General features: G+C 45.0%; 20 protein-coding genes. 14 read left to right on the top strand and 6 right to left on the bottom strand.

Annotated features, from left to right (window positions below; translation table 11 throughout):
• Positions 1-50 precede the first annotated feature (50 nt).
• The 9 genes from caiB (at position 51) to LPY66_RS17695 (ending at position 14,210) form a co-directional block, all read left to right on the top strand.
• A complete protein-coding gene (gene caiB / locus LPY66_RS17735) occupies positions 51-1,271 on the top strand; it encodes an L-carnitine CoA-transferase (protein ID WP_337985573.1) in 1,221 nt (406 codons plus the stop codon).
• A gap of 267 nt (positions 1,272-1,538) precedes the next feature.
• Positions 1,539-2,690, top strand: a complete 1,152-nt coding sequence (locus LPY66_RS17730; RefSeq protein WP_337985572.1) for an iron-containing alcohol dehydrogenase — start codon at positions 1,539-1,541, stop codon at positions 2,688-2,690.
• 11 nt (positions 2,691-2,701) lie between these two features.
• Entirely contained in the window at positions 2,702-4,411 is a 1,710-nt protein-coding gene (locus tag LPY66_RS17725) for an aldehyde ferredoxin oxidoreductase N-terminal domain-containing protein (RefSeq protein WP_337985571.1), read from the top strand.
• A gap of 1,013 nt (positions 4,412-5,424) precedes the next feature.
• Entirely contained in the window at positions 5,425-5,643 is a 219-nt protein-coding gene (gene thiS, locus LPY66_RS17720; RefSeq protein ID WP_337985570.1) for a sulfur carrier protein ThiS, read from the top strand.
• Between the two features lie 116 nt (positions 5,644-5,759).
• Complete coding sequence (locus LPY66_RS17715) at positions 5,760-7,826, top strand: sigma-54 interaction domain-containing protein (RefSeq protein ID WP_337985569.1); 2,067 nt, start codon at positions 5,760-5,762, stop codon at positions 7,824-7,826.
• Positions 7,827-8,206: 380 nt separating this feature from the next.
• Positions 8,207-10,174 (top strand): oxidoreductase, encoded by a 1,968-nt coding sequence (locus tag LPY66_RS17710; protein ID WP_337985568.1) that lies wholly within the window; start codon positions 8,207-8,209, stop codon positions 10,172-10,174.
• A gap of 331 nt (positions 10,175-10,505) precedes the next feature.
• Entirely contained in the window at positions 10,506-10,907 is a 402-nt protein-coding gene (locus LPY66_RS17705; RefSeq protein ID WP_337985567.1) for a hypothetical protein, read from the top strand.
• 366 nt (positions 10,908-11,273) lie between these two features.
• Positions 11,274-12,428 (top strand): methyl-accepting chemotaxis protein, encoded by a 1,155-nt coding sequence (locus tag LPY66_RS17700; protein WP_337985566.1) that lies wholly within the window; start codon positions 11,274-11,276, stop codon positions 12,426-12,428.
• Positions 12,429-12,623: 195 nt separating this feature from the next.
• Positions 12,624-14,210, top strand: a complete 1,587-nt coding sequence (locus tag LPY66_RS17695) for an LCP family protein (RefSeq protein ID WP_337985565.1) — start codon at positions 12,624-12,626, stop codon at positions 14,208-14,210.
• A 122-nt stretch (positions 14,211-14,332) separates the two neighbouring features.
• Here LPY66_RS17695 and LPY66_RS17690 read toward each other — a convergent pair whose 3' ends face one another.
• Positions 14,333-15,145 (bottom strand): hypothetical protein, encoded by an 813-nt coding sequence (locus LPY66_RS17690; RefSeq protein WP_337985564.1) that lies wholly within the window; start codon positions 15,143-15,145, stop codon positions 14,333-14,335.
• A 286-nt stretch (positions 15,146-15,431) separates the two neighbouring features.
• Here LPY66_RS17690 and idi point away from each other — a divergent pair, with 286 nt between their 5' ends.
• On the top strand, positions 15,432-15,944 hold the full coding sequence (gene idi / locus LPY66_RS17685) for an isopentenyl-diphosphate Delta-isomerase (RefSeq protein WP_337985563.1): 513 nt from the start codon (positions 15,432-15,434) through the stop codon (positions 15,942-15,944).
• On the opposite strand, the gene LPY66_RS17680 is transcribed toward idi, so the two are convergent.
• Positions 15,941-16,456 carry a hypothetical protein gene (locus LPY66_RS17680; RefSeq protein ID WP_337985562.1) on the bottom strand — a complete coding sequence of 172 codons (516 nt, stop codon included), beginning with the start codon at positions 16,454-16,456 and terminating at the stop codon, positions 15,941-15,943. The two genes, idi and LPY66_RS17680, sit on opposite strands and share 4 nt — an antisense overlap.
• A gap of 160 nt (positions 16,457-16,616) precedes the next feature.
• Here LPY66_RS17680 and LPY66_RS17675 point away from each other — a divergent pair, with 160 nt between their 5' ends.
• On the top strand, positions 16,617-17,387 hold the full coding sequence (locus LPY66_RS17675; RefSeq protein WP_337985561.1) for an EFR1 family ferrodoxin: 771 nt from the start codon (positions 16,617-16,619) through the stop codon (positions 17,385-17,387).
• Between the two features lie 82 nt (positions 17,388-17,469).
• Here the strand turns inward: LPY66_RS17675 and LPY66_RS17670 are convergent, their stop codons facing one another.
• Entirely contained in the window at positions 17,470-19,377 is a 1,908-nt protein-coding gene (locus LPY66_RS17670; protein ID WP_337985560.1) for a DUF2334 domain-containing protein, read from the bottom strand.
• A 306-nt stretch (positions 19,378-19,683) separates the two neighbouring features.
• On the opposite strand from LPY66_RS17670, the gene LPY66_RS17665 reads away from it, so the two are divergent.
• The 3 genes from LPY66_RS17665 to LPY66_RS17655 all read left to right on the top strand — a co-directional run bounded on the left by LPY66_RS17665 (position 19,684) and on the right by LPY66_RS17655 (position 22,655).
• Positions 19,684-20,778, top strand: coding sequence for a GGDEF domain-containing protein (locus LPY66_RS17665; protein ID WP_337985559.1), 1,095 nt, complete (start codon positions 19,684-19,686; stop codon positions 20,776-20,778).
• A gap of 189 nt (positions 20,779-20,967) precedes the next feature.
• Positions 20,968-21,873 (top strand): ABC transporter ATP-binding protein, encoded by a 906-nt coding sequence (locus LPY66_RS17660; protein ID WP_337988133.1) that lies wholly within the window; start codon positions 20,968-20,970, stop codon positions 21,871-21,873.
• Positions 21,870-22,655 (top strand): ABC transporter permease subunit, encoded by a 786-nt coding sequence (locus LPY66_RS17655; protein WP_337985558.1) that lies wholly within the window; start codon positions 21,870-21,872, stop codon positions 22,653-22,655. The genes LPY66_RS17660 and LPY66_RS17655 overlap by 4 nt, the downstream gene beginning before the upstream one ends.
• Positions 22,656-22,821: 166 nt before the next feature.
• On the opposite strand, the gene LPY66_RS17650 is transcribed toward LPY66_RS17655, so the two are convergent.
• From LPY66_RS17650 to LPY66_RS17640, 3 genes are all read right to left on the bottom strand, one after another.
• Positions 22,822-23,688, bottom strand: coding sequence for a sensor domain-containing diguanylate cyclase (locus LPY66_RS17650; RefSeq protein WP_337985557.1), 867 nt, complete (start codon positions 23,686-23,688; stop codon positions 22,822-22,824).
• Between the two features lie 264 nt (positions 23,689-23,952).
• Positions 23,953-24,234, bottom strand: coding sequence for a hypothetical protein (locus LPY66_RS17645; protein ID WP_337985556.1), 282 nt, complete (start codon positions 24,232-24,234; stop codon positions 23,953-23,955).
• 18 nt (positions 24,235-24,252) lie between these two features.
• Positions 24,253-25,158 carry a glycosyltransferase gene (locus LPY66_RS17640; RefSeq protein WP_337985555.1) on the bottom strand — a complete coding sequence of 302 codons (906 nt, stop codon included), beginning with the start codon at positions 25,156-25,158 and terminating at the stop codon, positions 24,253-24,255.
• Positions 25,159-25,437 lie beyond the last annotated feature (279 nt).

Below are 25,437 nucleotides of genomic sequence, written 5' to 3'. Positions count from 1 at the left end.
ATAAGTAACTAAGAAAACAACATATTTATAAGAAATAGGAGGGAATTAATATGGCTGGAAAAACCGTAGTTCCGGAATTTGGACCTTTGTCAGGGGTCAAAGTCGTCAGTGCAGCATTGGCGATGGCCGCTCCGTTTGCTGTCATGATGATGGCGGATTATGGCGCGGATGTCACTTGGATTGAGAGCCCTCTGATGCCGGATATTTCCCGGGTAGGCCCGGGTATGCTGGGACAACAGGACCGTCGTAATCAAAAATCCGTTTCACTCAATATCCCTTCACCCGAGGGAAGAGAAATTTTTTTGAAGATGCTCAAGGATGCGGATATCTTTGTTGAATCATCCAAAGGCGGTCAGTACGCCAAATGGGGACTTACCGACGAAGTGTTATGGGAGCAGAATCCCGCTCTGGTTATCGTTCATGTCTCGGGTTTTGGCCAAACCGGTATTCCGGAACATGTGAGCCGTCCCTCCTATGACCCGATTGCACAGGCGTTTAGCGGCTTCATGAGTATTAATGGCTTCCCGGATCGGCCGCCTATCCCTGCTGCGCCGCAGGTTGCTGACTATATTACCGGCCTGTTCGCTTTGGGCTCGGCTTTGGCCGCTTTGTATAAGGCCAAAACCACAGGTGAGGGTGACAGTATTGACTTGGCTCAGTTCGAAGCCATGGCGCGTATCCAATGTTATATGGTCGATTATATGAACGTGCCGGGAATGACATTCCCCCGTGAAGGCAACCGCAGCGCTATGCTGGCCGGTTGGGGCGGATTCACCTGTAAAGACGGTAAAGACCTGTTTATCGCGGTATCCGGCGGCGGCGGCGTCAAGAATGTTGTCGAGTTTTTAGGGTTGGGGTACGGATCCGAGGAATTCCCCGCGGGCAGCCCAAATGTTATGAAGGGAAGAAGCAAAGGTGCGGCGATCCTGGATCAAAAACTCGAAGAATACTGCGCGACGAAAACCGTGGAAGAAGCAGAAAAAGAATTGACAGCTGCCGGCGTTGCCTGCTGCACGGTTATGGATTATGAAATGATCGTGAATCATCCGCATTATTTAGCACGTGATGTATTTATCGAGTGGGAGACCATGCAAGGCAAAAAAATCAGAGGACTTAATGTTGTTCCGAAGTTTAAAAAACATCCGGGCAAAGTATGGCGGCCAATGCCGGGTATGGGTATGGATAATGAAGAAATATTATCCGATCTGGGCTTAACTGAAGAGCAGATTCAAGAATTATATGAGAAAAAAGTCATTAAAAAAGGTAAATAGTATACTAGTACACCATTCTTTAAATACGTTAGCAAATATTCGTATATGGGGCTGGGCCGCATGCACAATACCACTTTCGGCTCTTGTGCCCTCCATGGCACAAAGAGCCGCGCTTCGCAATCCGTGCTCCGCTTGACGCCGGTATTGTGCACGCGTCCTTACTCTGGAGCAATTTGAGTAACTAATTCGAGAATAGTTTACTAGCTACTGGGTGAGATATGTGTATTATTGGATGATAATAATTCGATAAGTTAAGGAGGGTGCACTATGTTTACTATTTCTTCCAAGACATCAGTTCTGTTTGGGGATGGGACTGTCAACCAAACCGGTGCTAAGGCAAAGGAATTTGGATGGAAAAAGGTCATCTGTATTTTCGACAAAGGTGTCAAAGCAGTTGGGATCGTGGATAAAGTTCAGGCAAGTTTAAGCGAGGCAGGCATTCAATTTGTCGACTTTGGTGATTGTATTCCTGATCCGCCGGATTACCAAATTGAAGAAGCTGCCGAAATTGCCAGAAAGGCTGAAGTAGACGGTGTTGTCGCCATTGGTGGCGGAAGCTCCATGGATTTGGCCAAATGCGTGAATATTTTATTGACCAATCCATCGCCGATCAGCAAATATTTCGGTCTCAGTGTGGGGTTGAATCCGGTAAAAGGGACTATTCTCATTCCCACGACTGCCGGTACAGGCAGTGAAGTATCGGCTGTTGCTGTTATATCCGATATGAAGAATAACGCAAAAATCGGTGTAGCCGGCGAAGCAAGTGTTGCCAAACTGGCCATTATCGATCCGTCCCTGACCTTCAATCTCCCAGCAAGCATTACAGCCCAAACCGGCGTGGATGCATTGACGCACGCCATAGAAGCTTACACCAGTATCGTTGCCGGCATGTATTCCGATATGCATGCAGAAAAATGTATGGAACTCGTCGTTAAGAATTTGCCTGTTGTATTGAAAGATTCACAAAATCTGCAAGCCAGGGAAGCGCTGAGTTTCGCTGCTATGCTCGGCGGCATGGCGTTTTCGGATGCATTTACGCATATGGGCCATTGTATAGCACAATCCATAGGCGCTGTTAAACATATTACCCACGGTACCAGTTGCGCATTAGGCGACATCATGATGCTCGATTATCAAGGCGACGCGACTCCCGAAAAGACCCGTCGGATCGGCGAGATTCTTGGTTTGGATCTGCCCAAAGATCTTTCAGCAAACGAATTAGCCCAGAAAGTGAAAGACGGCTTTGTAGCTTTTGTGAAATCCGTCGGCATGCCCACGACACTGAGCGAAGCAGGTATCGCGGAATCGGATTTACCGGCTATCGCCAAATTGGTTGCATCTGAGCCAATGCTCCAATTCGCTTCACCGAAAAAAGCTAACGAAGAACAAGCACTCGGAATTCTTAAGAAAGCTTTTTAGGGGGCAGCGCAATGAATAAAGTCTATAGAATTAATCTTAAGACAAAGGCGATAACGGAAGAAGCAATCAAAGAAGAGTATCTGACCTTTGGTAACCGGGGCTTAATCTCGAAGGTTATGACCGATGAAGTTGACCCAAAATGCGATCCCTTGGGTCCGGATAATAAAATGATAATTGCCATGGGCCTCTTTTCAGGAACAGCCGTACCTACTTCCAACAGACTCTCTGTAGGCGGCAAAAGCCCATTGACCGGGGGTATTAAAGAAGCAAACGTTGGCGGAACTATCGGCTATATGTTTGGCCAGCATGGTATTAAAATGATTATTTGTGAAGATCAGCCGGCGGATGACAGCTGGATTATCCTCTATGTCAACCGTGAAGGAACCATTCAACTCTTACCGGCGGATCAATACCTTGGACTAAACAACTATGTCCTCGTTGAGAAACTCAAAGAAGACTTCAATAACGATATTGCTGTTCTTTCGATTGGGGTTGCCGGTGAGCGTTTATATCGCAGTGCGTCTCTCCAAGCCACCGATTTTGCGACAGGCCATCCGGCGCGTTCCGTGGGCAGAGGAGGATTAGGAGCTCTGGCAGGATCCAAGAAGATTAAGGCAATCATCGTTGAAAAGCCTGCGGAGAAAGCAGAAGTTACGTATGTTGACAAAGAAAAATTCCAAGCTGCCTTGAAGAAAATGGCCAAATTGGTTGTCGAAGACCCGGCCGTAGAAATTCAAAGAAAAGTTGGCACGACGGGAATGCTGGTCAGTCTGACCGGGCCGACCGGTGTATTGCCTGTTCACAACTTCAGCGGGGAATTTTTCCCAAAGGAAAAGCTCGATGAAATCAGTGCCGACCGATGGCTGATAGACTTTGAAAAGAATGGTTCAAAAGCGGGACTCGGCTGTCAGCCCGGTTGTCTGGTCCGGTGCTCTAATGCCTGGAACAACAGCAAAAAGGAATTTGTGACAGCCGGCTTGGAATATGAAACCGTTGCGATGATAGGCCCCAACTGTGATATCTCCGATATGGAATTTTTGATGGAAGCGGATCGCTTCTGTGACGATATCGGGATCGATACCATTGAATTTGGCGTCGCTATCGGGATATGTATGGAAGCAGGCAAGATAGCGTGGGGAGATATCCCGGCGGTAAAAGCAGCCATGCAGGAAATGTATGACGGCACAGAATTCGGCAATCTCTTGGGTGATGGCGCTCATGCCACCGGCGTAGCTTTAAACTGCAGGAAAATTCCCACCACCAAAAAACAGGCGATGGCTGCCTATGAACCGAGAAACGTCAAGGGTAACGGGGTTACGTTTGCAACATCCCCAATGGGCGCGGATCATACCGCAGGCAATACGTTACGGCCATTTATCGATGGTACCAAAAAGGAGAATGCGGTCAATTTCTCCAAAGAGAACCAGATTGTTACCTGCCTTGCCGATAATATGTCCTGTACGTTTATCACCGGTGCTCTCATGACTGATCCGACAATTGTACCCGATCTCATGGCCGGGTTATACGGCGGTGAATGGAATATGGATAAAGTCATCGGGATCGGAGCTCAGACGCTGATGATGGAACGGGCCTATAATAAAGCGGTGGGATTCACAGACGCCGATGATTTACTGCCGGAGTTCTTCTATAAAGAAAAGTCGCCGGCTACCGGGGCTATCTTCGATATTACTCCGGAAGAAATGAAAGAGGCTTATAATTAATCACGTCGAATTACATTGAAGTTGAGCAGTAGAAATGAAACGTTAGACTTGTAGATGTTATAAAAAAATGGCTAGTATCTGAATATTTAGCTTTGCTCGGGCTGGTCTTCGTAATGATAGCCGCTTTCGGCAGATAGCGCCATCCATGAATTTACATTTCGGAAGTTAAAATTCTTTTGCCCTCCTTGGCGAATTTTAACTTAGGTCCATCCATGGACCGTTGCGCTTCGCAATCCGTGCTCCGCTTGACGCTGGCTACTCATTACGAAGACTGATCTGGGGTTAGTGACAGTGTAAATGAAAGTATTAGTATAAAGTTTGTCGTATAAATGAAACGCTAGTAGAGGTTATTGAATTCGCAAACATCTATATTAAGCATTGCTCGGGCTGGTCTTTGTAATGTTAGCCGCGTACGGCAGCATAAAGGCCCGATAAGGCATTTCTGCGCCATTCATCGCTCCATCGCTCCATGCCCTCCATGGTGTTCGTGACATTAGGTCATCCATGACCGTCACAGCTTGGCTATCTGCCGAAAGCGGAATGTGGCACACAGACCAACCCGAGAGTAAAGCTTAGTATTCTTACTAGTTATTTAGTACAACGTTCTCTAAATAACTGGACATTCAACCCCCATAGCTTGGTCTGCGTACCACATTTCCTGCGGCAAGGGGAGTAGGATTGCAGAGCGCGGACCGGACCGAAAAGAATATTTTTGTCTAATTATTGAAAGATCATAATACTAGTAAAACGTTCTTTAATTCTCTGCTCAAACGTCAACTTACCCCAAATTAGGTCTGAGTGACACAAGTTCCAGCGTCAAGCGGAGCATGGATAGCGAAGCGCGGCTGTTTGCGCCATGGAGGGCGCAATCTGCCGAAAGCGGAATTGTGGCAATCAGACCAACCCCAAGTAATTTACGTTGTTTTTTTGCTTATTTATTTACAGAACAGTGTACTAGATACAAAGGGCGCCGACCGGCGCCTTTGTGTGCACAGACTGAAGGAGGGATGACGGTGATCACAGTGAATGGGTTTGAATATAGTTGGGAAGAGGGTATGACTGCAGAATCCATGCTGGCTATGTTAAAAGAGGAAGGTAAATTTAATTATCTGCTAACTCCTTTCATGATGTTGATTGTCAATAATGGTTTTGTTCCCGCAAGTGAATATCCTCAAAAGGCTATCCTGGACGGCGACCGAATTAAATTGTCCTTAGAAGTAACCGGGGGTTAGTTTTAGGGGTTAACGAGGTACAAGTATCATAGAAGATTATTTTTGATTATGTTAAAATGTTCTCATAACGATTTTTCATTGTTGACTTTGAGCATTCTGGACGAGGTGGATGCATTGTGCTGATCAAATCAAAAGGCTTGGAACTGACCGATGTGCCTGAAGGTAATCATGTTTTAGATTTAACAGCGATGTTCTCAAAGCAATACTTTGACCAAATCATCCGCTGTAAAGAACAATTTTTTAATAGGGGGATCGATCCGTGTCAAAGCCCTCTTCTGCGCCAGGAGGTTGTCGAGTCCTGGGTTCGGACGATGAATTCCGGGAAAAGTCCGGATAACCTCTTATTTGAGTATGCTCTTGATGAATCCAAAAGCGATCTCCAAGGGATTTGGGAAGAGAATAGTCTGTTGATCCGGGCTGCAGGCCCCCTGATTCGGGAGGTCCTGGAGCTGGCTGCAAATGAAGGCTATGCTTTGGGGCTGTTCGATAAGAACTCCGTATTTCTGATTGGAACACACCTCAAATTATTTAAGAACGCTCCGGCAGAGAACATGCGGTGGAATGAGCATACTGCCGGGACAACAGCCACTTCTCTGGCAACCTATTATAAACGGCCGTATTTATTAGTTGGCCCGGAACACTATTTACATGTGTTGGAAAACATTGTTGGCTATGCGGTGCCGATTCTGGATGAGAACGGTGATTTACTGGGATCCCTGGCGCTGACATCCCATATGGACGATAGTGCTTGGGAAAAGAGTATATTCAAAACACATACACAATTTATTGTCTGGTTGAATTATCTGGTAACGGCGATTGAAAGCCAAATCAAATTGCAGAAAAGTAATCATACCCTGGATACAGTCAGAGATGACCTGAAAAAAACACAGGAAATCATGAATGTCCTCATGGAGAAGACGAATCAAGGTGTCGTCGCTATTACCCCGGACGGAGCCATTATTACCGCGAATCAGGAAGGCAAGAAAATTCTCCATGTCGAATATGAACAGCTGGAAGACCGCAATATCCTTGAATTTATCACGGACCGGACATTTTTGCGTAAACTCAGGGATCGCAAGGATCGTTTTGATTCCTGGGAAGAAAACGTCAAACTGGAACTGGATGATCAGCCCTATCGGGTCAGTATTTGGCCAGTCCGGAAAATGAACGGCCTATGGGATGCGGCTATACTGAAATTCCTCCGTATCAGCCCGCCCAAAATCTGCTTTGATAACATCATTGCGGAAAGTAAACCGATGACTGACGTCATCAACCTAGCCGATCGGTTTGCTTCGGCATCCGATAATATACTCTTACTTGGGGAAAGCGGAACCGGAAAAGAACTTTTTGCACAGGCCATCCACCAAAAATATTGTCCAGCAGGGCCATTCGTTGCGATCAATTGTGCCGCAATGCCCAAGGACTTAATTGAAAGTGAATTGTTTGGTTATGAGAGCGGTGCGTTTACCGGCGCTGATAAAAACGGGCGACCGGGGAAGATAGAGCTTGCGAATGGAGGAACCTTGTTTCTGGATGAAATAGGGGATATGCCTTATGACCTGCAGGGCGTCTTGCTACGGGTGCTTCAGGACAAGCAGGTTGTCCGTATTGGGGGCAAATATCCGCTGCATGTCAATTTCCGGTTGATCGCAGCGACGAACCAGAATATACGGCAATTGGTTCAGGAAAAGGCATTTCGGCAGGATCTCTACTTCCGACTATCGGTGCTGACCATAGAGATTCCCGCCCTGAGGGAGCGGGGAACGGACATTGCTCTTTTAGCGGAGTATTTTCTTAAACGTCATGCCCAGCGCCGGGGACAGAGTGTTCCGACATTGAGCCAGGGTGCCTATCGTCGGATCATGGCTTATGATTGGCCCGGCAATGTCCGACAGCTGGAGAATACGATAATTTATGCGATGAATCTGGCGGATGAAGACAGAATCGAAGAGAATCATTTGCCCAAAGATATTGTCAGTGCGTTATCAACTGAGACTGATTTAAGGCAGATTCGTCATGATGACGCCACCCGGCATTCTTATATCAAAGAATCTGAACGAATCATGATCGAAAACGCGTTAGTCAAGTCGGGTCGGAATGTCTCAACGGCGGCAGTGTTATTGAGCATGAGTAAAGCGACTCTCTATCGTAAAATCAAGGAGTACGGACTATCGACGAAATAAAGTTAAACAATCCATGCGTTTTTCATCGAAAAACAATCCACATCGCCACATAGCAGGTGATGTGGATTTTGTATTCGGTGGGTGTTGATTTTCGCTGTTAATTTGGCAGGTTGATTTGATACTGTGTTTTCGGTAAAATGAACAATCGTGATGGATTTACTGTAACGAAAAAGGGAATCCTTGAATTTACAGTAACGGAAAATACGCAGCAACGAATTTGCGGAAACGTAAACAGGATTGTGCAAGAAAAAGCCCATTCTTTGGCCCTTTCGTTAATGCGATCGTTGGCACTTTTTTTGCATTATAATCCTAATAACGTTCTTTTAATACGTTAGCAATGATGAACCAGAGAATTGACAGATTACAGGAGGCAGAAAGGTATGTACCCCAATCTATTTGCAACAGGAAAAATTGGCACACTGGATTTAAAGAACCGCATTGTTATGACGCCAATGGGCAATGCCCTCAGTAACACAGACGGAACCGTATCTGAAGAATTGATCGCATTTTATGCCGCCCGGGCCAAGGGGGGCGTCGGTCTTATATTTACGGAAGTCGCCCGAATCAATGACGAAAATGGTGTCGCCAATCGCCATCAAATGTCCGCAGCGAGCGACAAACACATTCCGGGGCTCAAAAAGCTGGCCGCTGCGGTGCATGAAAACGGCGGGAAAATTATCGTCCAGATCAACCATCCCGGTAGACAGGGTATCACAGCGCTTAACGGCAATAAGCCCATGTTGGCGCCAAGTGATGTTCCCTGCCGCATGGTTCAGCAGGATACTCACCCTATGACGATCAGCGAAGTGGAAGCAGTGATCCGGGATTTCGTCGCGGCCGCTTGGCGAATTCAACAAGCGGGAATTGACGGCGTTGAGCTGCATGGGGCTCATGGTTACTTGATCAACCAATTTTTAAGCCCGTATACCAATAAGAGAACAGATCAGTACGGCGGAAACCTTGAGAACAGGATGCGTTTTCTGGAGGAGATCGTTCTTGGAGTCAGAGCAAAATGCGGCAAGGACTTTCCGCTGATCGTTCGCTTATCCGTTGATGAGATCTTAAACTATGCCGGCGTTCAGGACACAGGCCTGACCTTGGACGAAGGCGTCAGGATCGCCGAAAGAATGGAACAACTCGGCGTCGATGCCATTGATGTCAGTTCCGGGATTTATGAGACCATGAACGTCGCATGGGAGCCTTCTTCCTTCGCTCAGGGCTGGAAGCTCCACTTGTCTGAAGCAGTCAAGAAAGCAGTGAAGATCCCGGTCATCGGAGTTTCGGTAATACGAGAAGCTGCCTTTGCCGATAAAATCATTGGAGAAGGTATTATGGATTTTGCCGGTTCAGCCCGGCAGCATTTTGCTGATTCGGAGTGGGCGATCAAAGCGCAGGAAAACAGAGCGCATGAAGCCCGGCTTTGTATCTCTTGTCTGCATTGTATGGAATCCCTGACCAAAGCAGACATGACCGGTGAACCGGCGGAATGTGCTGTCAATGCCATGGCTGGCAGGGAATTGAAATATTCGGACATCAAAGAGGATGGTGCCGGCCGAGTCGTCGTGGTTATCGGTGCAGGTCCGGCCGGCTTGGAAGCAGCCCGAGTCCTGGCTATGCGTAAGTTTAAGCCAATCGTTTTTGAAAAGTCTTCACAGGTCGGCGGACAGCTCGAACTGGCGAATAAGCCGCCCTTTAAAGACAAGATCACCTGGTTGATTAATTACTTGAAGATCCAAGCGGAAAAGCTGGGTATTGAAATCCGACTGAACACCGCACCGACGGTGGAAGCGATCAAAACATTAAACCCCTACGCTGTTTTTGTCGCTCAGGGATCGAAACCGATCCTGCCCGGAGCGATCACGGGACTGGACGGGAAAAACGTGTTTACCCCGCCGGATATTTTAACCGGTAAAGTCCAGCTCTATAATCAGAATATCGCTGTTGTCGGATCGGGTATGACCGGACTGGAGACAGCCGACCTCCTGGCAGAAAAAGGCAATAAGGTTACCGTTTTTGAAATGGCGGATAATATCGGGCCGGATCTGTTCTTCCAGAACCTGATCGATATCATGATGCGGCTGGGTAAAGCGAAAGTCCCAACCCTGGCGAAGCATAAGCTGGTAAAGATCGATGGCAGTATAGCGACCTTTGAGCTCCTTGCCGAAGGCAAAACACAGGAGTTCGAGTTTGACTATTTCGTTGTCTCTTTGGGCATGCGCGCCAACACCCAATTCGTGGAAGAGATCGTACGAAATTTTGAACGGGTCCGTGTGATCGGTGACGCCGATAAACCCGGCAGAATCCGCAGCGCCATTGCCGGTGGATTTGATAGTGCTTACTTGCTGTAAGCATTTAACCGTTCAATAAACTTGGTTTCCTTCTGTTACACTCTGTTTACTAACCCCAATAAAATAACACTTTTGCATATTATCTTTCAGCTGGACACACTATGTAAACGAGTTATTTTTTTACTGGGTATGCAAACAGAGTTTTTTTTGAATCGGACAGCTGTCTTCAACGTCAGGATTAATCAATTATATCCGTCATTTTCTTTGTATGTGTGTTGTGTGTAAAAGGGGTACATTGATGATGGTCTTATTTGGTTTAACGTTTTGACAATAATCTGTGAACAGGAGTGAGTACCATGAGTAAACTGCTAAAGATTAAGTGAAAGCGGCTTTGGGCTCTGATTACGTCGAAACACCACCAGGTGAAGAAACATTGAACTTTCCGGGAAAAGTGTATCGTTGGGACTACAGTAAAGGCTACCGTGTGTTCATTAGTGCGGAGTCAGGGGAAGTTCTTGAAATCTCAGCCACAGCCTCCGATGCGGAAACCAATCTGGGCGCCGGTGTCGGTGACAGGGCGGATAAGGTGTTTTCAATCTATCGGAATACCTATATCGAGCCGGAAAGCGTTCATGGCGGTAAGCTGTACGGTTTGTTCAAGGTCGAAGGTGCGGCCGCCCTCTATTTCAATTTTAATCTGAAAGAAGGACAAACACCAAAAGATATACGGGCGGACAATGTCGTTGAACGCATCATTTTAACAACACCCGCACTTTTAGATGATTCATTCTAAGGGGACAAAGGGGACGTAGAACTTTGTCTCCTTTTTTCCTTTTTGCCAGGTTGGGAGACAAAGGGACGTAGGCTTTGTCTCCTTTTTGCACGTATATTGCTATGGTAATATCTCAAAAGAAGAAAAATGTAGCAAAAAGGGATATTGTAGAAAAATAGCTTAAAATGGCTGAATTTTCCCTTTTCTAATATAAAACAACCTCTGCTATTCTCAAAAAAATAATCAACCGGTTGAAAGAAATCAGCGATACACGTTATTATTCCAGGAATAATGCACTATTTGGGGATTCTATTGATTCTGGCATCTTTATTGCAATAATGCCATGTGTTGACTGAATAAGGAATGTTGAATAAACGGAGGGATAATATGGAGGAAATTCGAGTTCATGCCAGAGAGGTAGATCTAATGAAAGCACTTTTTACCTTTCTCGTGACGACATATTCACAGGGAGCCGCTTTTTTACTGAGTGATTTAGAAAACGTGACGTATTGTGTTGCTGATAAATTTGAAGCATTGAGTGTGAGAGTCGGCGATCGGATCAAAGCAGGGTATGCAGCAGACAACGCAATAAAGAATCAACGGGTTGATGTTACAAAGTATGATGCGCATGTTTATGGTGTCAGAGTGATGTTTATCAGTGGGCCTATTTGGGCCGATGATGACTCCGAAGTTATCGGAAGCTGGGCTTTTGCTTTACCGCGCAGGCACCCTTTAGCCAGTTCATTCAAATATTACGCGCCTATTCTGACCAACCTTCTGCCCGAGGGGGGCGTGTTATTTATCAATGATAAGCAAGTATACCGGCACAAACAAGGCTCCCAAAAGTTTGATGTTCAGAATATAAAGATCGGCGAGCAAGCCGATGAAATAGCCCTGGAAGCGGTTAGAACCGGCAAAGAAGTGGTAGCCGATATTGATCCATCCTATTTTGGAATTCCCTGTTCACTCACCTGTACACCGATGATCGATGAAGACTCGGGCGAGGCTATTGCCGCGTTGGGCTTAGTTCTTCCCCGTCAGCTGGCAACCGATCTGAAAGAAATGTCGCGAAAACTGGGTGATGGTCTGGCAGGCGTCTCAGCGGCCATGCAAGAAATCACAGCATCCGCCACTGAAATCAATCGAAGCCAAACTCATTTGCATACCGAAGTGCAGAACGTAAAAAAATTAACCGACAACATCGACAAAGTTATGACCTTTATCAAAGAGATTGCGGAACAGACCAACATGCTCGGTCTCAATGCCGCCATTGAGGCAGCCAGAGCAGGAAATTCGGGAAAGGGATTTGGAGTCGTTGCGGATGAAATCAGAAAGTTATCCGAAGAATCCCGGAAAACAGTAGTCAAAATCAGCGAGCTTACTAATGAAATCCAACGCTCTGTCGGGGTAACCACCGGATCCTCCAAGGAGGTACTACACGCCATAGGAGAAACGGCAGCAGCGAGTCAGGAGGTCAATGCCAGTATTGAGGAGTTGGCCAGTTTATCCGCTCGCTTAGATAAGTTAGCTGCTGAACTGTAGTTGCTTTTTTAACAAGTATGAGCAGAACATTTTTAATAGATTGAAAGTTATCTTGGACCAGTCGGTTATTCCGTACTGGTCTTTTTTTGCAATGAAGATGGATACAGGTATCATATAAAAAATAAAAATAGTCTTGATACCCACACGGAGAAGTGGTATGGTTTTAATGTTCAAAAGGAGAATGGGGTGAATATAATGGTATCCACGAATGCAACAAACAAAGATAGTAGAACCAAGAGACCAAAAAAGAAAAGCAAAGTGAAAAGAACTTTCATAATCATAGCACTGGTAATCGTTGGGGTACTTCTCGGGTCAGCAGCGTTTGCGACGTTTTATCTCCGCAGCGACACCCTTCCCGGCGGGGATACGTTGAATAAACGGGTCAGTTTTCTTTTGATCGGGGCTGATAAACGGCCCGGGGCGACATCATTTAATTCGGACTCCATCATTGTTGCCAGCTTCGATCCGGAAACAAAAATTATTTCTCTGCTGTCAATTCCCCGCGATACCCGCGTGACACTATCGGGCTCGGACAGCTATTGCAAGATCAACGCGGTTCCTATGCTCAGGGATATTGACGAACTTAAAAAACAAGTCACGGAGTTGACGGGCATCAAACTGAATGGCTATCTTCTGACGAATTTTGACGGCTTTAAGGACATCATTGATACTCTGGGCGGAATAACCATTGATGTCGAAAAAGATATGTATTACGAGACCGGGGATAAGCAGGACGGAGTTATTGATCTGAAGGCCGGCGTACAAGAATTAAACGGGACGAAGGCTCTCCAATACGCGCGCTTCCGACACGACGCGACTGCCGATATCGGAAGGACTGCACGACAGCAGAAAGTATTGACCGCGGTAGCAAAAGAAATGCTAAAGCCCGCGACGGTCCTGAAATTGCCTAAGCTGATTCCGCAATTATTGGAGGCTGTAGAGACAGACTTAACTTTTAAAGATATGACAAGGCTGGCCGGAGCGGCCAAGTCATTCGAAGAAGCAACGATTGTTACGCAGACACTGCCCGGCGATGCCGTTAATCTTGACGGGTTAAGCTACTGGGAGGTCAACCGCGAGGCAGCGAAAGAAGTCGCCCAGAATCTTCTTCTGGGGAAAACCACCGATAAGGTTTGGGACACCTCGGTAATAACCTCTATGGATCCCGATGTCAAAGCGCATATGACAACACCAACAACGCAGACCGTTATCACCATGCCGGAAATACTCGGCGTAACCATACCGGAACCGGGAGCTATACCTGTAACATCGATTTATTCCGAAGAATACACAGGCACCGTGACATGGTCACCGGCGGACAGTACGTATGTGGCAGGTACGGAATATACCGCAACCATCACCTTAGTTCCCAAAACGGGGTACACTCTGAAAGGGATCGCAGCCAACTTCTTTAAAGTACCTGGCGCAACAACCCAAAATGCAGCGAATTCCGGCATCATTACGGCGGTATTCCCGGCTTCAGAACCGGCTCTGCCGGAAGCTTTGCCCATCGATATCGGCGTCATCGCAGGAGTAACACCGCCAACGCCCGGTGCGGTACCAGCCACGACGATAACTGAAACAGAGCAATATACGGGGGCCATTATGTGGACGCCGGCAGATGATCCCTTTGTGGAAGGCCAGCAATACACCGCGACGGTCACGTTATTCCCGAAAGAAGGGTACACGCTCGATAGTGTCAGTGAGAACTATTTCAGCGTACCGGGAGCAACTGCGAGCAATGCGGCCGGGTCAGGCGTCATCACCGCGATATTCCCATAAGGGGACAAGAGGGACGAAGACTTGCTTTTTTTTCCTGCGATTGAATTCACATCGTGATTATATATCATTGTAACAGAGAAAGGGGCCGTATATACTATGTATGTACGGCCCTACCAAGTACTTCAGCATTTTGCTTCCAGCCGGTCAAGTCTGGCGGCGACTTTCTCATTTGTCTCAATCTGGCATTCCCGAAAATCGTATAAAGATTTAACCTTTCCGGTCAGGATATGTTCCACACGGGCTTGACTTTGAATGACACTCCGGAGGTCAGTTTTCATCGTAGTTATGTCCTGCTGCATGTTTTCCTGGTTAATAGCAATCGTTTCGATGCAGTTCCATATTTGTTTCTGGCCATATTTAAGGTCTCGTACGTCGGTCTGAAGTTCCCGGACGTTGGTTTGAAGTACCTGAACATCAGTACGGAGTTCCTGCTGTCCGGTACGGAGTTCCTGCTGTCCGGTACGAAGTTCCTGGACATCGGTCTGAAGTTCCCGGACGTCGGTCTTAAGTTCCTGTACGTCAGTCTGAAGTTCCCGGACGTCGGTCTTAAGTTCCTGGACATCAGTCTGAAGTTCCCGGACGTCGGTCTTAAGTTCCTGTACATCAGTCTGAAGTTCCCGGACGTCGGTCTTAAGTTCCTGTACATCAGTCTGAAGTTCCCGGACATCGGTCTTAAGTTCCTGTACGTCAGTCTGAAGTTCCCGGACGTCGGTCTTAAGTTCCTGTACGTCAGTCTGAAGTTCCCGGACGTTGGTCTGAAGTTCCTTTACATCAGTACGAAGTTCCTGCTGTCCGGTACGAAGATCCATCAAGACGTCTTCAAATCGGTCCTGTCTGACTTCCAGACTCTCTTGGCGTGTTTCCATTCGATCCATTTTATTTCCAAGAGAACCAAGTTGCTCTAATACGCGTTCTTGAAACCTCTCGTTATCCATTTTTTCCTCCACCCAGATAAACATTATGTTAATCTATATTCCATATATTAACATAAAAGAGACCAAATGGGAACGTGTGTTTGATAGTTTTTTAAACAAATATCTTGCGACACTCGTGTTTCTATTCTACACTGTTTTTGCGGCAAAGAAAACAAATAATATGAGGAGATACACGCGATGCCTTTTCAAATTACAAATAATTAGAGTGGAAATTAACAGAATGAACATGATAATATAGAAACATTACAGAGGGCGGAGATCACATCGACAACAGAAGGAGAATTCAATGCAAGAGACGGTAATCCTCGTGGATGAACAGGATCGGGAAGTCGGGATAATGGAGAAAATGGAAGCGCATCGTCAAGGTTTGCGTCATCGTGCTTTTTCCATCTTCGTTTTTAATGATAAGCATGAATTGCTGATACATAAACGCGCAGCAACCAAATACCATTCCGAAGATTTGTGGACGAATACCTGTTGCAGCCATCCGCGTCCGGGCGAGGATCTGATGTCGGCGGCAACACGGCGCTTGATGGAGGAAATGGGCTTTACCTGTCCATTAAAAGAAATCTTTGTTTTTCAATACACGGTTGCTCTGGATAAAGAGATGACCGAAAATGAAATCGACCATGTTTTTATTGGCGAATATAACCGAGATCCGGTCCCCAATCCGGATGAAGTTTCCGATTATCAATGGATCCGACTAGACCAATTGGCTGATCAGGTGAGGAAAAAACCGGAAGAATATACGTATTGGTTTGCGATAGCCCTGAAACGTGTGATCCGCTATTTTAGTTAGATCAAGCGTACATTCATATTCACCGTGGGATGACCATCGATAGCATTTTGAATAAGATTGGTGGTACACGTCTTCTGTTGTTTGAGAAACTGCCCATAACGCTGCAGCCATAACGCATGAAATTCCTTATCAATCTTGTAACTGAGCAGTATATCCAAGATTTTCGAGGAGGGATTTTCTTCAATCAGGTCGGCGTATAATTCGGCAATTTGATTTTCCAGAGAGACGCCGATACGGCAAACATTTCCGATCCCCGTCAATTCGACTGCTTCCCCGACAAGATTTCCGGTAATATCGGCTATCGCCGCTGTGATTACCGGAATTTCTATGTCCTGTTCACGAAATAGCTCATGAAAGTAGTCTGCGTGTACCGTATCGGTCTTAATAAATTTCGTCAACGCGCTGTTAAACACCGTATCCTCGCTTTCGGACAATTGCGATTTGTAATAATGGATAAGCAAATTCTCCAATTCATATAACTTTTTCAATTTGGTTATACGCAGTTCATCCATCGTAAGTTCACCTCTGATGGTTAAATTTAATTAATTATGTTTTAGTTTCCCACATTTTATCAGAATTATTTTGCCTAAGATGATGTGATTCGATATAATTTAATATGCTGATTAGTTAGATGATTAAATACCATGTGAAAAAATAAACTGGGAGGGTTTTATGAGCACGACGATTTATTATTTTTCCGGGACGGGAAACTCTTTAAAAATCGCTAAGGATCTTTGCTGTTTGCTGAAAGATTCCGAGGTTGTACGTATCACCGGCAAATTAGTTGCACAAGAAATTCCTGTCCATTCAGAGAAAATCGGCATCGTCTTTCCGGTTTTTGCCGAAGGCGTGCCGCTTTTGGTTGAGAATTTTGTCCGACAAATAAACGTTGTACCCCATCAGACTACCTATGTTTTTGCCATTTCAAATTTCGGTGAATCTTCTGGGTGTTCGCTCACCCAATTGAAACAACTCCTTGCAGAAAAAAATCTGATCCTGGCGGATACGTTTGAGATTCAAATGCCTGATAACTTCAATGTCTTCTATCCACCGGCCCCAGAAGCTGAGCAGAATACGATGATCGGTATCCAGGAAAAGATGATGGCGGGCATCGCCAAGATTGTTAATGAAGCAACTTTCAGCCCAACTCTGGACGACACGGACACACAAGATAGCTGGCAGCGGCCGGAGTTCGTTCCCTATGAAATCGATAAGAAATTCTGGCTTAATGACCAGTGCAATAGCTGCGGTACGTGTGAAAAGGTCTGCGCTGCCGGGAATATCCGGATAGCAGATAACACGCCTTCTTGGCAGCATCATTGTGAATTTTGTCTGGCCTGTATGCATTGGTGTCCAAATCAGGCTATCCAATTTGAGGATAAAACGACGCAATGGGGACGGTACCAGTGTCCAACCATCACACTTAAGGATATGGTCGTATAAAGAAGAATTAATCCCGGTATATGCAGAATGATTTAGCATTTACCGGGATTTTTTACGTTATAAAATTTGTTAAGTCTAAGAATTATAAGTTCGTATCCAAAACGGATATGGCGGTATTCATGTTGTAACGGCCGGCCGCATGATCGATCATAACCAGATCGGCCTTGTTATCACCATTAATATCGGCGGCGAGAGCAGCTTCATCTTTCCCTTGCCCCCATGGGCCGTAAGATCTTACGGAGTCAAATTCACTGCCGTTGGAGATGGCATATTGCCAAAGGCCATTCGGGTTGATAATGAGCAAGTCGTCCTTGCCATCACCGTTGACGTCGGCGGTGGTGATACGTTCGTCTTCTTTAATCTGGATTTGATTATTTATCCGATCTCCAAGAGTGAAGTTGTTTGATGTATTCCCGGATAGCAAATATCCTAGATTTTTATCCGGATCCAAGATGACTATGTCACATCGCCCGTCACCATTATAATCTCCGACTGTCAGCTGAAGATTTTCTTTTTTAAGCAAACTAAAGGGCTGCCATGAAAAATCGGTGAAGGTACCGCCTGTATTGATTGCTGTTCCAATTCGGCTATTGTCTCTGTCATAAAGGAAAAGGTCAGTCAGGCCGTCGCCATTCAGGTCGCCAGCCAAAGGTTGGGCCTTTTTCAAGTTATTGAACGCAGTCATCGGCATATCCTGGGGAATGAATTTATCGCCGTCGTTTTCAGCCAGAATGACTTTCCTCGAAACCGGGTTGAATAGCATGAGGTCCTGCCTGGCGTTATTAATAAAATACCCGGTTAAAGGAATTGTGCCTTTGGGCAGTGCTAAATCTTTTAGCCAGACTCCCCTATCCGCAAAGGCTTTTAAATCCCTTGGCACAAACCAAGGTGCGGTGTACTGATACATGTGCCACTGATCTGCTTTCTTATTCCACACAAGCAGAGAATTCCCCGGAGTACCCTTGACAAATTGACCCGCATATAATTCATCACCCGGATTAAACAGAATCTTCTCTTCCCGTTGAGCCGGCACGAACCCGACCAGGGAATACAGAGACACAAACTGATACCCTCTGCTTTTAAATTCGCGCACACACTGGTGCAAGAGAGAGTTTTCATCATAGACGTATTGTGTTTTACCGTTTTCAAGCTCTACCTTTTTAATAAACTGAAACTCGTAAGTCGGATGGACATAGAAAGATGCCAGTGTTCCGGACTTTTCCGGATCATCCAGGACAGCCAGCATGGCTGAAAGGCGATCCGGTGAGTTTAAATGACCGATGGGAGCAGGCACAACGTCCAAACCGCAGTAATACTGATCATTCTCATTCAGGACAGCGTATCTTTTCCACGCTTCCGGATAATAGTAATTATTTTCATAAATTATACCGAATTTTTTTTGAAAAGCGACCAGTTGGTGAGCAGATGCGCTGTAATGCGGCGTTTCCCAATAGGCCGGTTTGATCCCGACTTGATTAAATAAGGCAATGGCTTTGTCCGCACGTTCTTCGGCGTAGGTAAAAGTGTTTGGTACATCCGGATTTTTCGCTTTACTGTAAAATTCATATCCGGCAACACTACGGCTGCTTCCGCTTTGGTGTGTATAACCGTGGACTCCGATAATACCGCCTCTCTGTTCCAGGCCTTTCATTGCAGCCAGGAATTGCTGGGTATAGGGCGTGTCGTCGCCAATCGAAACATCATAGTTTCTATCCGGTTCCACCATGCGTGGAATCAATGAGACAGAAAAGGGGATGCCTTCCTGTTGCAGATAATCAGCCAGGACCATCAGTTTATCTATGTTCTCTTGAAGTTTGTAATGTTCGCCGGGGCCGACATCCTCCAAGCGTACCAGAGCTATCTTTTCTGCGGATTTTTCCGCAGAGACGGCATTATTGTTTTCTTGGCGGTGGGTGTACCAGGCGGATATTAAGACCAATGTAATTATTATCAAAATACATAGGATCAAACGGATTACGCCTTTTTTCATAAGCTGACCATCCTCATCGAAATAATTTCGGCATCCAAATACAGCATCCAAATAAGTTAATCATAGGGGATAAAGCCGTTTTGTCAATAATAAATATCCTTATGGTCTGTAACTAACTATTGTCTGCAATAATTTATTAATAATTAATGATTACTTCTGTATCTACAATAAGATATTATGGTGTTACAATCAAGACCTCAGTGGAGGAAAATGGAATTCGTATTTATTTTGATCAACCGAAAGATTTTTTAGAAAATTGACGATAACATAGATAGAAAGACTTGAAAATCGATAGGATGGGTTGTCATGGAAAAGTCCATTAATCGCTTAGGTGAATTTAAAGACAAAAAACTGGAAAAGGAATATCATGATGATCAAGTTTTTAAAGGGATAAGGGTAAGCAGGAACATTATCCTGATTTTCTGCATCCTGCATCTCCTGTTTTTTATCTCGGACTACTTCTTTATTCTGGATATTGATACAGCCGTAATCATCAAGTATTCATTGGTTCATCGAATTATCGTGTTAGTCCTTGGGATCATTGTTTATGTCCTGCTTACGAACCCAAAAGATAAGACGAAGACCGTTCCTCTCATCCTCGTTTTTACGCTGGTCGTCTACCTGTTACACGAGTACGTTGCCGTTAAGCTTGCTCCAGTTAGTATCATGTCCGAGGCGTTTAATCTGTTGATTGTTACATTATGTCTGTTTATGATACCTAACCGGTGGATCTTTAATGTTATTACGGCGTGTTTGTTATTTATCATTTTTATCGCGCTGATACCGTGGACTATTCCCAATGTTATTATTGGTTCTGCAGTCAATCTCATAATCTATTTAGTCATACACATCGTTGTGATCAGTGCGTTAATCTATCAAAACGGAAAACAAAGACGGTTGAATTACTTACAGCAATTACAGCTGGAAATACTGGTTAAAACAGATACCTTGACCAAAGCATCCAATCGAGCAGCGTGTGATAGTATACTTAATGAAATGTGCGCCGGCCACGTTCCGTTTTCTCTTATTTTATTTGATATCGATGATTTCAAACGCATCAATGATACCTACGGCCATATGGTGGGAGATGATGTCATTGTAAAAATGGTTGATACCGTGAAAGCAGCAGTCAGACAAGAGGACATTGTCGCCCGATGGGGCGGAGAGGAATTTATCGTCATTCTTCCGAAGACAACGCTAAGAATTGCCAAGGATATTGCCAATCGGCTCAGAGAACTTATTGAAGAAATTGAACATGATAAAGTTACAGGAAAGGTCACAGCAAGCTTTGGCGTCACCGAATTTGGCGAAGGGGATGAAAAGCGGAAACTCATCAGCCGGGTCGATCAGTTGCTTTATTTGGCCAAAGAATATGGCAAGAATCGGGTTATCGCAGGCTAAATAATCAAGCTGTATTCATTTATTCGTTTATGGGGGCGCCTAAATATCCAGGCGTCTTTTATATGAATAAAGTCAGTTGGGAATTATCATACGTGTTAGATTGGAAATTATCATTGAATTATTGAATGGCGTGCATGATAATGGTGGTGCCTCTTGAAATATGGAAACGATAAACGGGAAGTGAAGAAAATGAACGCTATTGAAATCAATAAACTGAAAAAATCCTATGACGGCCGTACGTATGCCTTGAATGAAACCAGCTTTACCATCGCTCAGGGCGAAGTGTTCGGCTTCCTGGGTCCCAACGGATCGGGAAAAACGACCACGGTAAGGTTGCTTAATGGGATTCTTGAACCATCGGGCGGTCGGGCCACGGTAATGGGTAAGGACATAATAAAAGATCGGGCGGGTATCCATCAACTTTGCGGGGTAATGACTGAGACAGCCTTGATGTACGAAAACCTGACGGGTATGGAAAATCTCTCGTTCTTTGGCAGGCTGCATGGGATGAATGATAAGGCTATCCAAAAGCGGGGATTTGAACTGCTGGAATCATTCGAAATCATTGACGCTAAGGACAAGAAGCTGAAAGCGTACAGCACGGGTATGAAACGACGTTTGTCCCTGGCTCGGGCGCTGCTGCACAGCCCGAAGGTTTTATTTCTGGATGAACCGACGTCGGGATTAGATCCAGAAGCCGCAATGAACGTGACTCAAATGATCCGTAAACTATCCATGCACCAAGGCGTCACCGTCTTCGTCTGTACCCATCAGCTGAAATATGCCGAGGAAATCTGCACCTATTATGGATTTATCCACGAGGGTAAGATCATCGGCTTAGGTACTTTTGAGCAACTATTAAAACAAAAGGATAGTAAGATCTACTTGGAAATAAGAGGCGAAAAACTCCCGGAGATCGCCGCGTCGGTAATAACACCGGAAGGCAGGCTGCGAATTCCGATCATGGGCGATTCGGAGGTCACTCAGGTCCTTGCCGATATTCTTGCGCGTGGCGGTAAGGTCTATGAAGCGAAGCAAGTGCGCTGGAATCTTGAAGATTTATATTTTAGTTTTCAGAGGGGTGTGATTTTATGAACGCCATGCAGCGTGCCATGATCTATAAAGATATTCGGGAGGTCACAGGAGATAAACAAATACTCATGCCGATGCTGATTGTGCCGGTAGTCATGATGGTGATATTACCATTAATCCTCGTTATCGGGGCACGATATGGGGTCTCGGCGATTAATGGTATGGATTATATGATCAACGCTTTAGGCGACCAGTTCGCAGACCTGACTAACGCCCAACTCCTCTTTGAAATTGCTTTGAACTACATGTTCCCTGTGTTTTTTCTCCTGATACCGATCATGTCCGGCAGTATCATCGGGGCCAGCAGTTTTGTCGGGGAGAAAGAACATAAAACCATGGAATCTCTCTTTTATACCCCGATCAGTATCCGCGAGCTCTTTAACGCCAAGGTTGTTGCTACCGCGGTACCGGCTATTGTGATTACGTTGCTTTCTGCCGTTGTCTTTGGCATCGTTATGAATATCGGGGGATGGATGTACTTTGGGAAAATCGTTTTTCCCAGCATCAAATGGTTGATCCTGATCTTATGGGTCTCTCCTGCCGTGACGATTCTATCCATCTATTTTATGGTTCTCGTTTCAGCGAAAGCGAAGACCTTTCAAGAAGCACAGCAAACTAGCGCGTTTATTATTATCCCGGTCATTTTACTTTTGGTAGGGCAGATGACGGGATTGTTCGTGCTGAATGAGGCTATTCTTGGCGGATTCGGTGCTGTCGTCTTTATGATTGACTTTATACTGATGCGGAAGGCAGCAGCACGTTTTGTTCCGGAGAAGCTGATATAATCCAGTACCTTGTCAACCTAAAAACTGTAATATAATGATGAGCAGATTTCTTTTAAGACAAGGCGAAGGATTGAGGCATACCGAGCGTATGGCGAATGATGACAACGCAGTATTAAAAGAAATCTGACGTCAGGATATATAGGATTTAGGGTTGACATGGTACTTGTCATTCAAAAAGTGTGACACGATTTTTACCGTTTCCCTTAGATAAATACATGGCTTGGTCCGATTTGTCCAAAAGTTCTTTTGGATTTTTCTCGTCGGATAATTGGGCGGCTCCAAAACTGGCAGTGACTCGGAGAGCTTGTTTTTTATAGGATATTTTCGTTTTTTCGATTTTTTTCCGAAGACGTTCGGCAATTGACTTAGCCGACGAGCCTTCAATCTCGGGTAAAGCGATGATGAATTCTTCCCCCCCGTATCGTCCAAACAAGTCAATATTTCGTATCTCTTTTTGTATTGTCTTTGCAAGAGCAATAAGTACTTTATCCCCGGCAAGGTGTCCATATGTATCATTCACTGATTTAAAATTATCAATGTCGATCATAATGATAGAAAGAGGGGATTTCATTTTTTTGGCTTTCTTGAATTCCTGCAGGAACATTTTTTCAAAGTATTCCCGATTGGTGATTTCTGTTAAACCATCCCTTTGGGCTTTGAATTTTAAATGTCTCCCTTCAACTTTTTCGTTGACATCGATACAGCTTCCGATATAGCCGCTAAATTCACCTTCTTCAAAAAAAGGGACTCCTCTGTCATTAATCCATCGATACTCTCCATCAGCGCGCAGTAGACGGTACTCCATTTCAAATGGCTGTCTATTATGGAATGAATCGAGATAAACTTTCAAACAATTCTTTAAATCGTCTTTATGAACACCCTCTGCCCAGCCATCACCTAACTCCTGTTCAATTGTCCTTCCTGTGAATTCCAGCCAGGTATTATTGAAATAATTACAATTACCGTCGATGCCTGATTTCCAAATCATATTCGGAGAAGATTCAACAATGATCTTATAATACTTCAATTCCATTTTCGTCCCCCACATTACTCACAAGTTGAAATTTTGCATTATTTCGACAATAACACAGTTTTTCCTTCATTCAACTCTATTAAAATGAAATAAGCATCCCTATATACACATGAAGAACGAGGGTTTTTAAAAAGATAACCGTCGATTGCCCAGGGTTTATCTCATTCATTTGGTTATTTTTCCAAGAGAAATTATTTCAAGGAAAGGGCTTGCCCGATGACAGAGCCCCTTTCTTTCATTTGTTTTTGAAAATTAAAGATTTGTCTAAATTTCTTCTGTCCGCTTGCCGACATTGTGCAAAGCCGCGTCAATACAACAACCTGTCGGGAACCCATCGTAGTTTTTGCCTGGTATCAGGACAAAAGGAAGGTTCGGAGATACGATCAGGTCTATTCCAGAATAAAAAGTTGGAAAGAAGCTTTTGTTCCTTAACCCATAAAAAATAATTCGGTCCCCGAGCTCACTGACATCAATATCGCTTCGATCAAAATTGCCGACGACATGAGATCGGATATTCTCAGCAGAACGGGCTAGTTTTTTAGGCATTTTTCTTGTTATTTCTATCTAATTGGAATTGTTGGCATAGTAATCGAAATTCTCCAGGGCCCAATCCATATGGTAGAGGTGATTTTTGTAGGAATCAGGATCATGAATCGATGCACAATAGACTGTTCTCTTGCCCTGCCTTAGTTCGTCGAAACATTCCAGATATTTTCGGGTACCGTTTGTTAACACAAAGGATTCATTTCGATGCTTGCTCTTCCAAATGTTGAAACAGGTCGTATTAACCTTGTCAAGCTGACACCATGGGCGTCCTTCACAGGATTCACAGGGAACACTCTGAATCATATCGATAGGGACGTCGATAACGTATCCGGCTTTAAACGGGGTGTATTTAGTCACTCTAAGCGACAATTCGGCATCTCCGTAGCCGTTTTCTTCGCTCCAATAACCGATTAGGTCGATGAGCTCCGGTCTTAAGAATTGGCATTGTCCGGGAACGAAATCCATAACATTGCCAACCTCGGTGTGCATTAACTGCAGATATTGAACGCCATTTTTTTCTTGCAGGGATACTTCGGGATAATAAACCGGGTACGGGTGTGATCGGGCTAATCCCAGAAGCCCAACATCGGGGAACATATCAAACACCTTCATAAAACGACTGATCCAATCCGGGACATAATGATAGACATCACTTTCAAGAACAATAAAATACTGGTCGGGTTTTCTGCGGGCTAGATTGTAGTTCAGCGCATAGATTGGACCGTAATTCATCGGCAGCCGTGTTATCGATTTTATCCGGCTGTCGCTTAAGCTCTTGATAAAATCCCAGGTGCCGTCCTGGGAATTGCTATCGATGATGTGAAGCTCGAAATCATCTGTCGTATTTAACAGTAATGCGTTCAGGTTTCTGACATTCAAACCGAGCCGGTGAAAGGTTGAGTAGGTGATAAAAGGTGGTGTCATTGATTCTCCTGCCTTCCAATTTTTTCAATACCATCATATGTCAGTCACAGGACAAGATGTTCCAGTCAGTCCTTACGGTTTGGTCAGTTTTTTGTCATTTTCGATCGCAATCTGTTAAAAGGTAAAAAATGAATCGTTTCCTGAGTAATCGTAGCAGGAAGTCTTCTTGCCAGAGTGAAATACAAACAGCCAGAGCTCTTTTTTTAAGGAGTCCCGGCTGTTTCATATTATGCCTTTACTGGAGGCTTTATCGTATAGTTTTATTAGTGTACACGCATT

Origin of the sequence: Dehalobacter sp. DCM (assembly GCF_024972775.1) — a bacterium.
Lineage (GTDB): Bacteria > Bacillota > Desulfitobacteriia > Desulfitobacteriales > Syntrophobotulaceae > Dehalobacter.
Note: the sequence above shows the minus strand (reverse complement) of the source record. Positions and strands in the feature narration are given on the sequence as shown.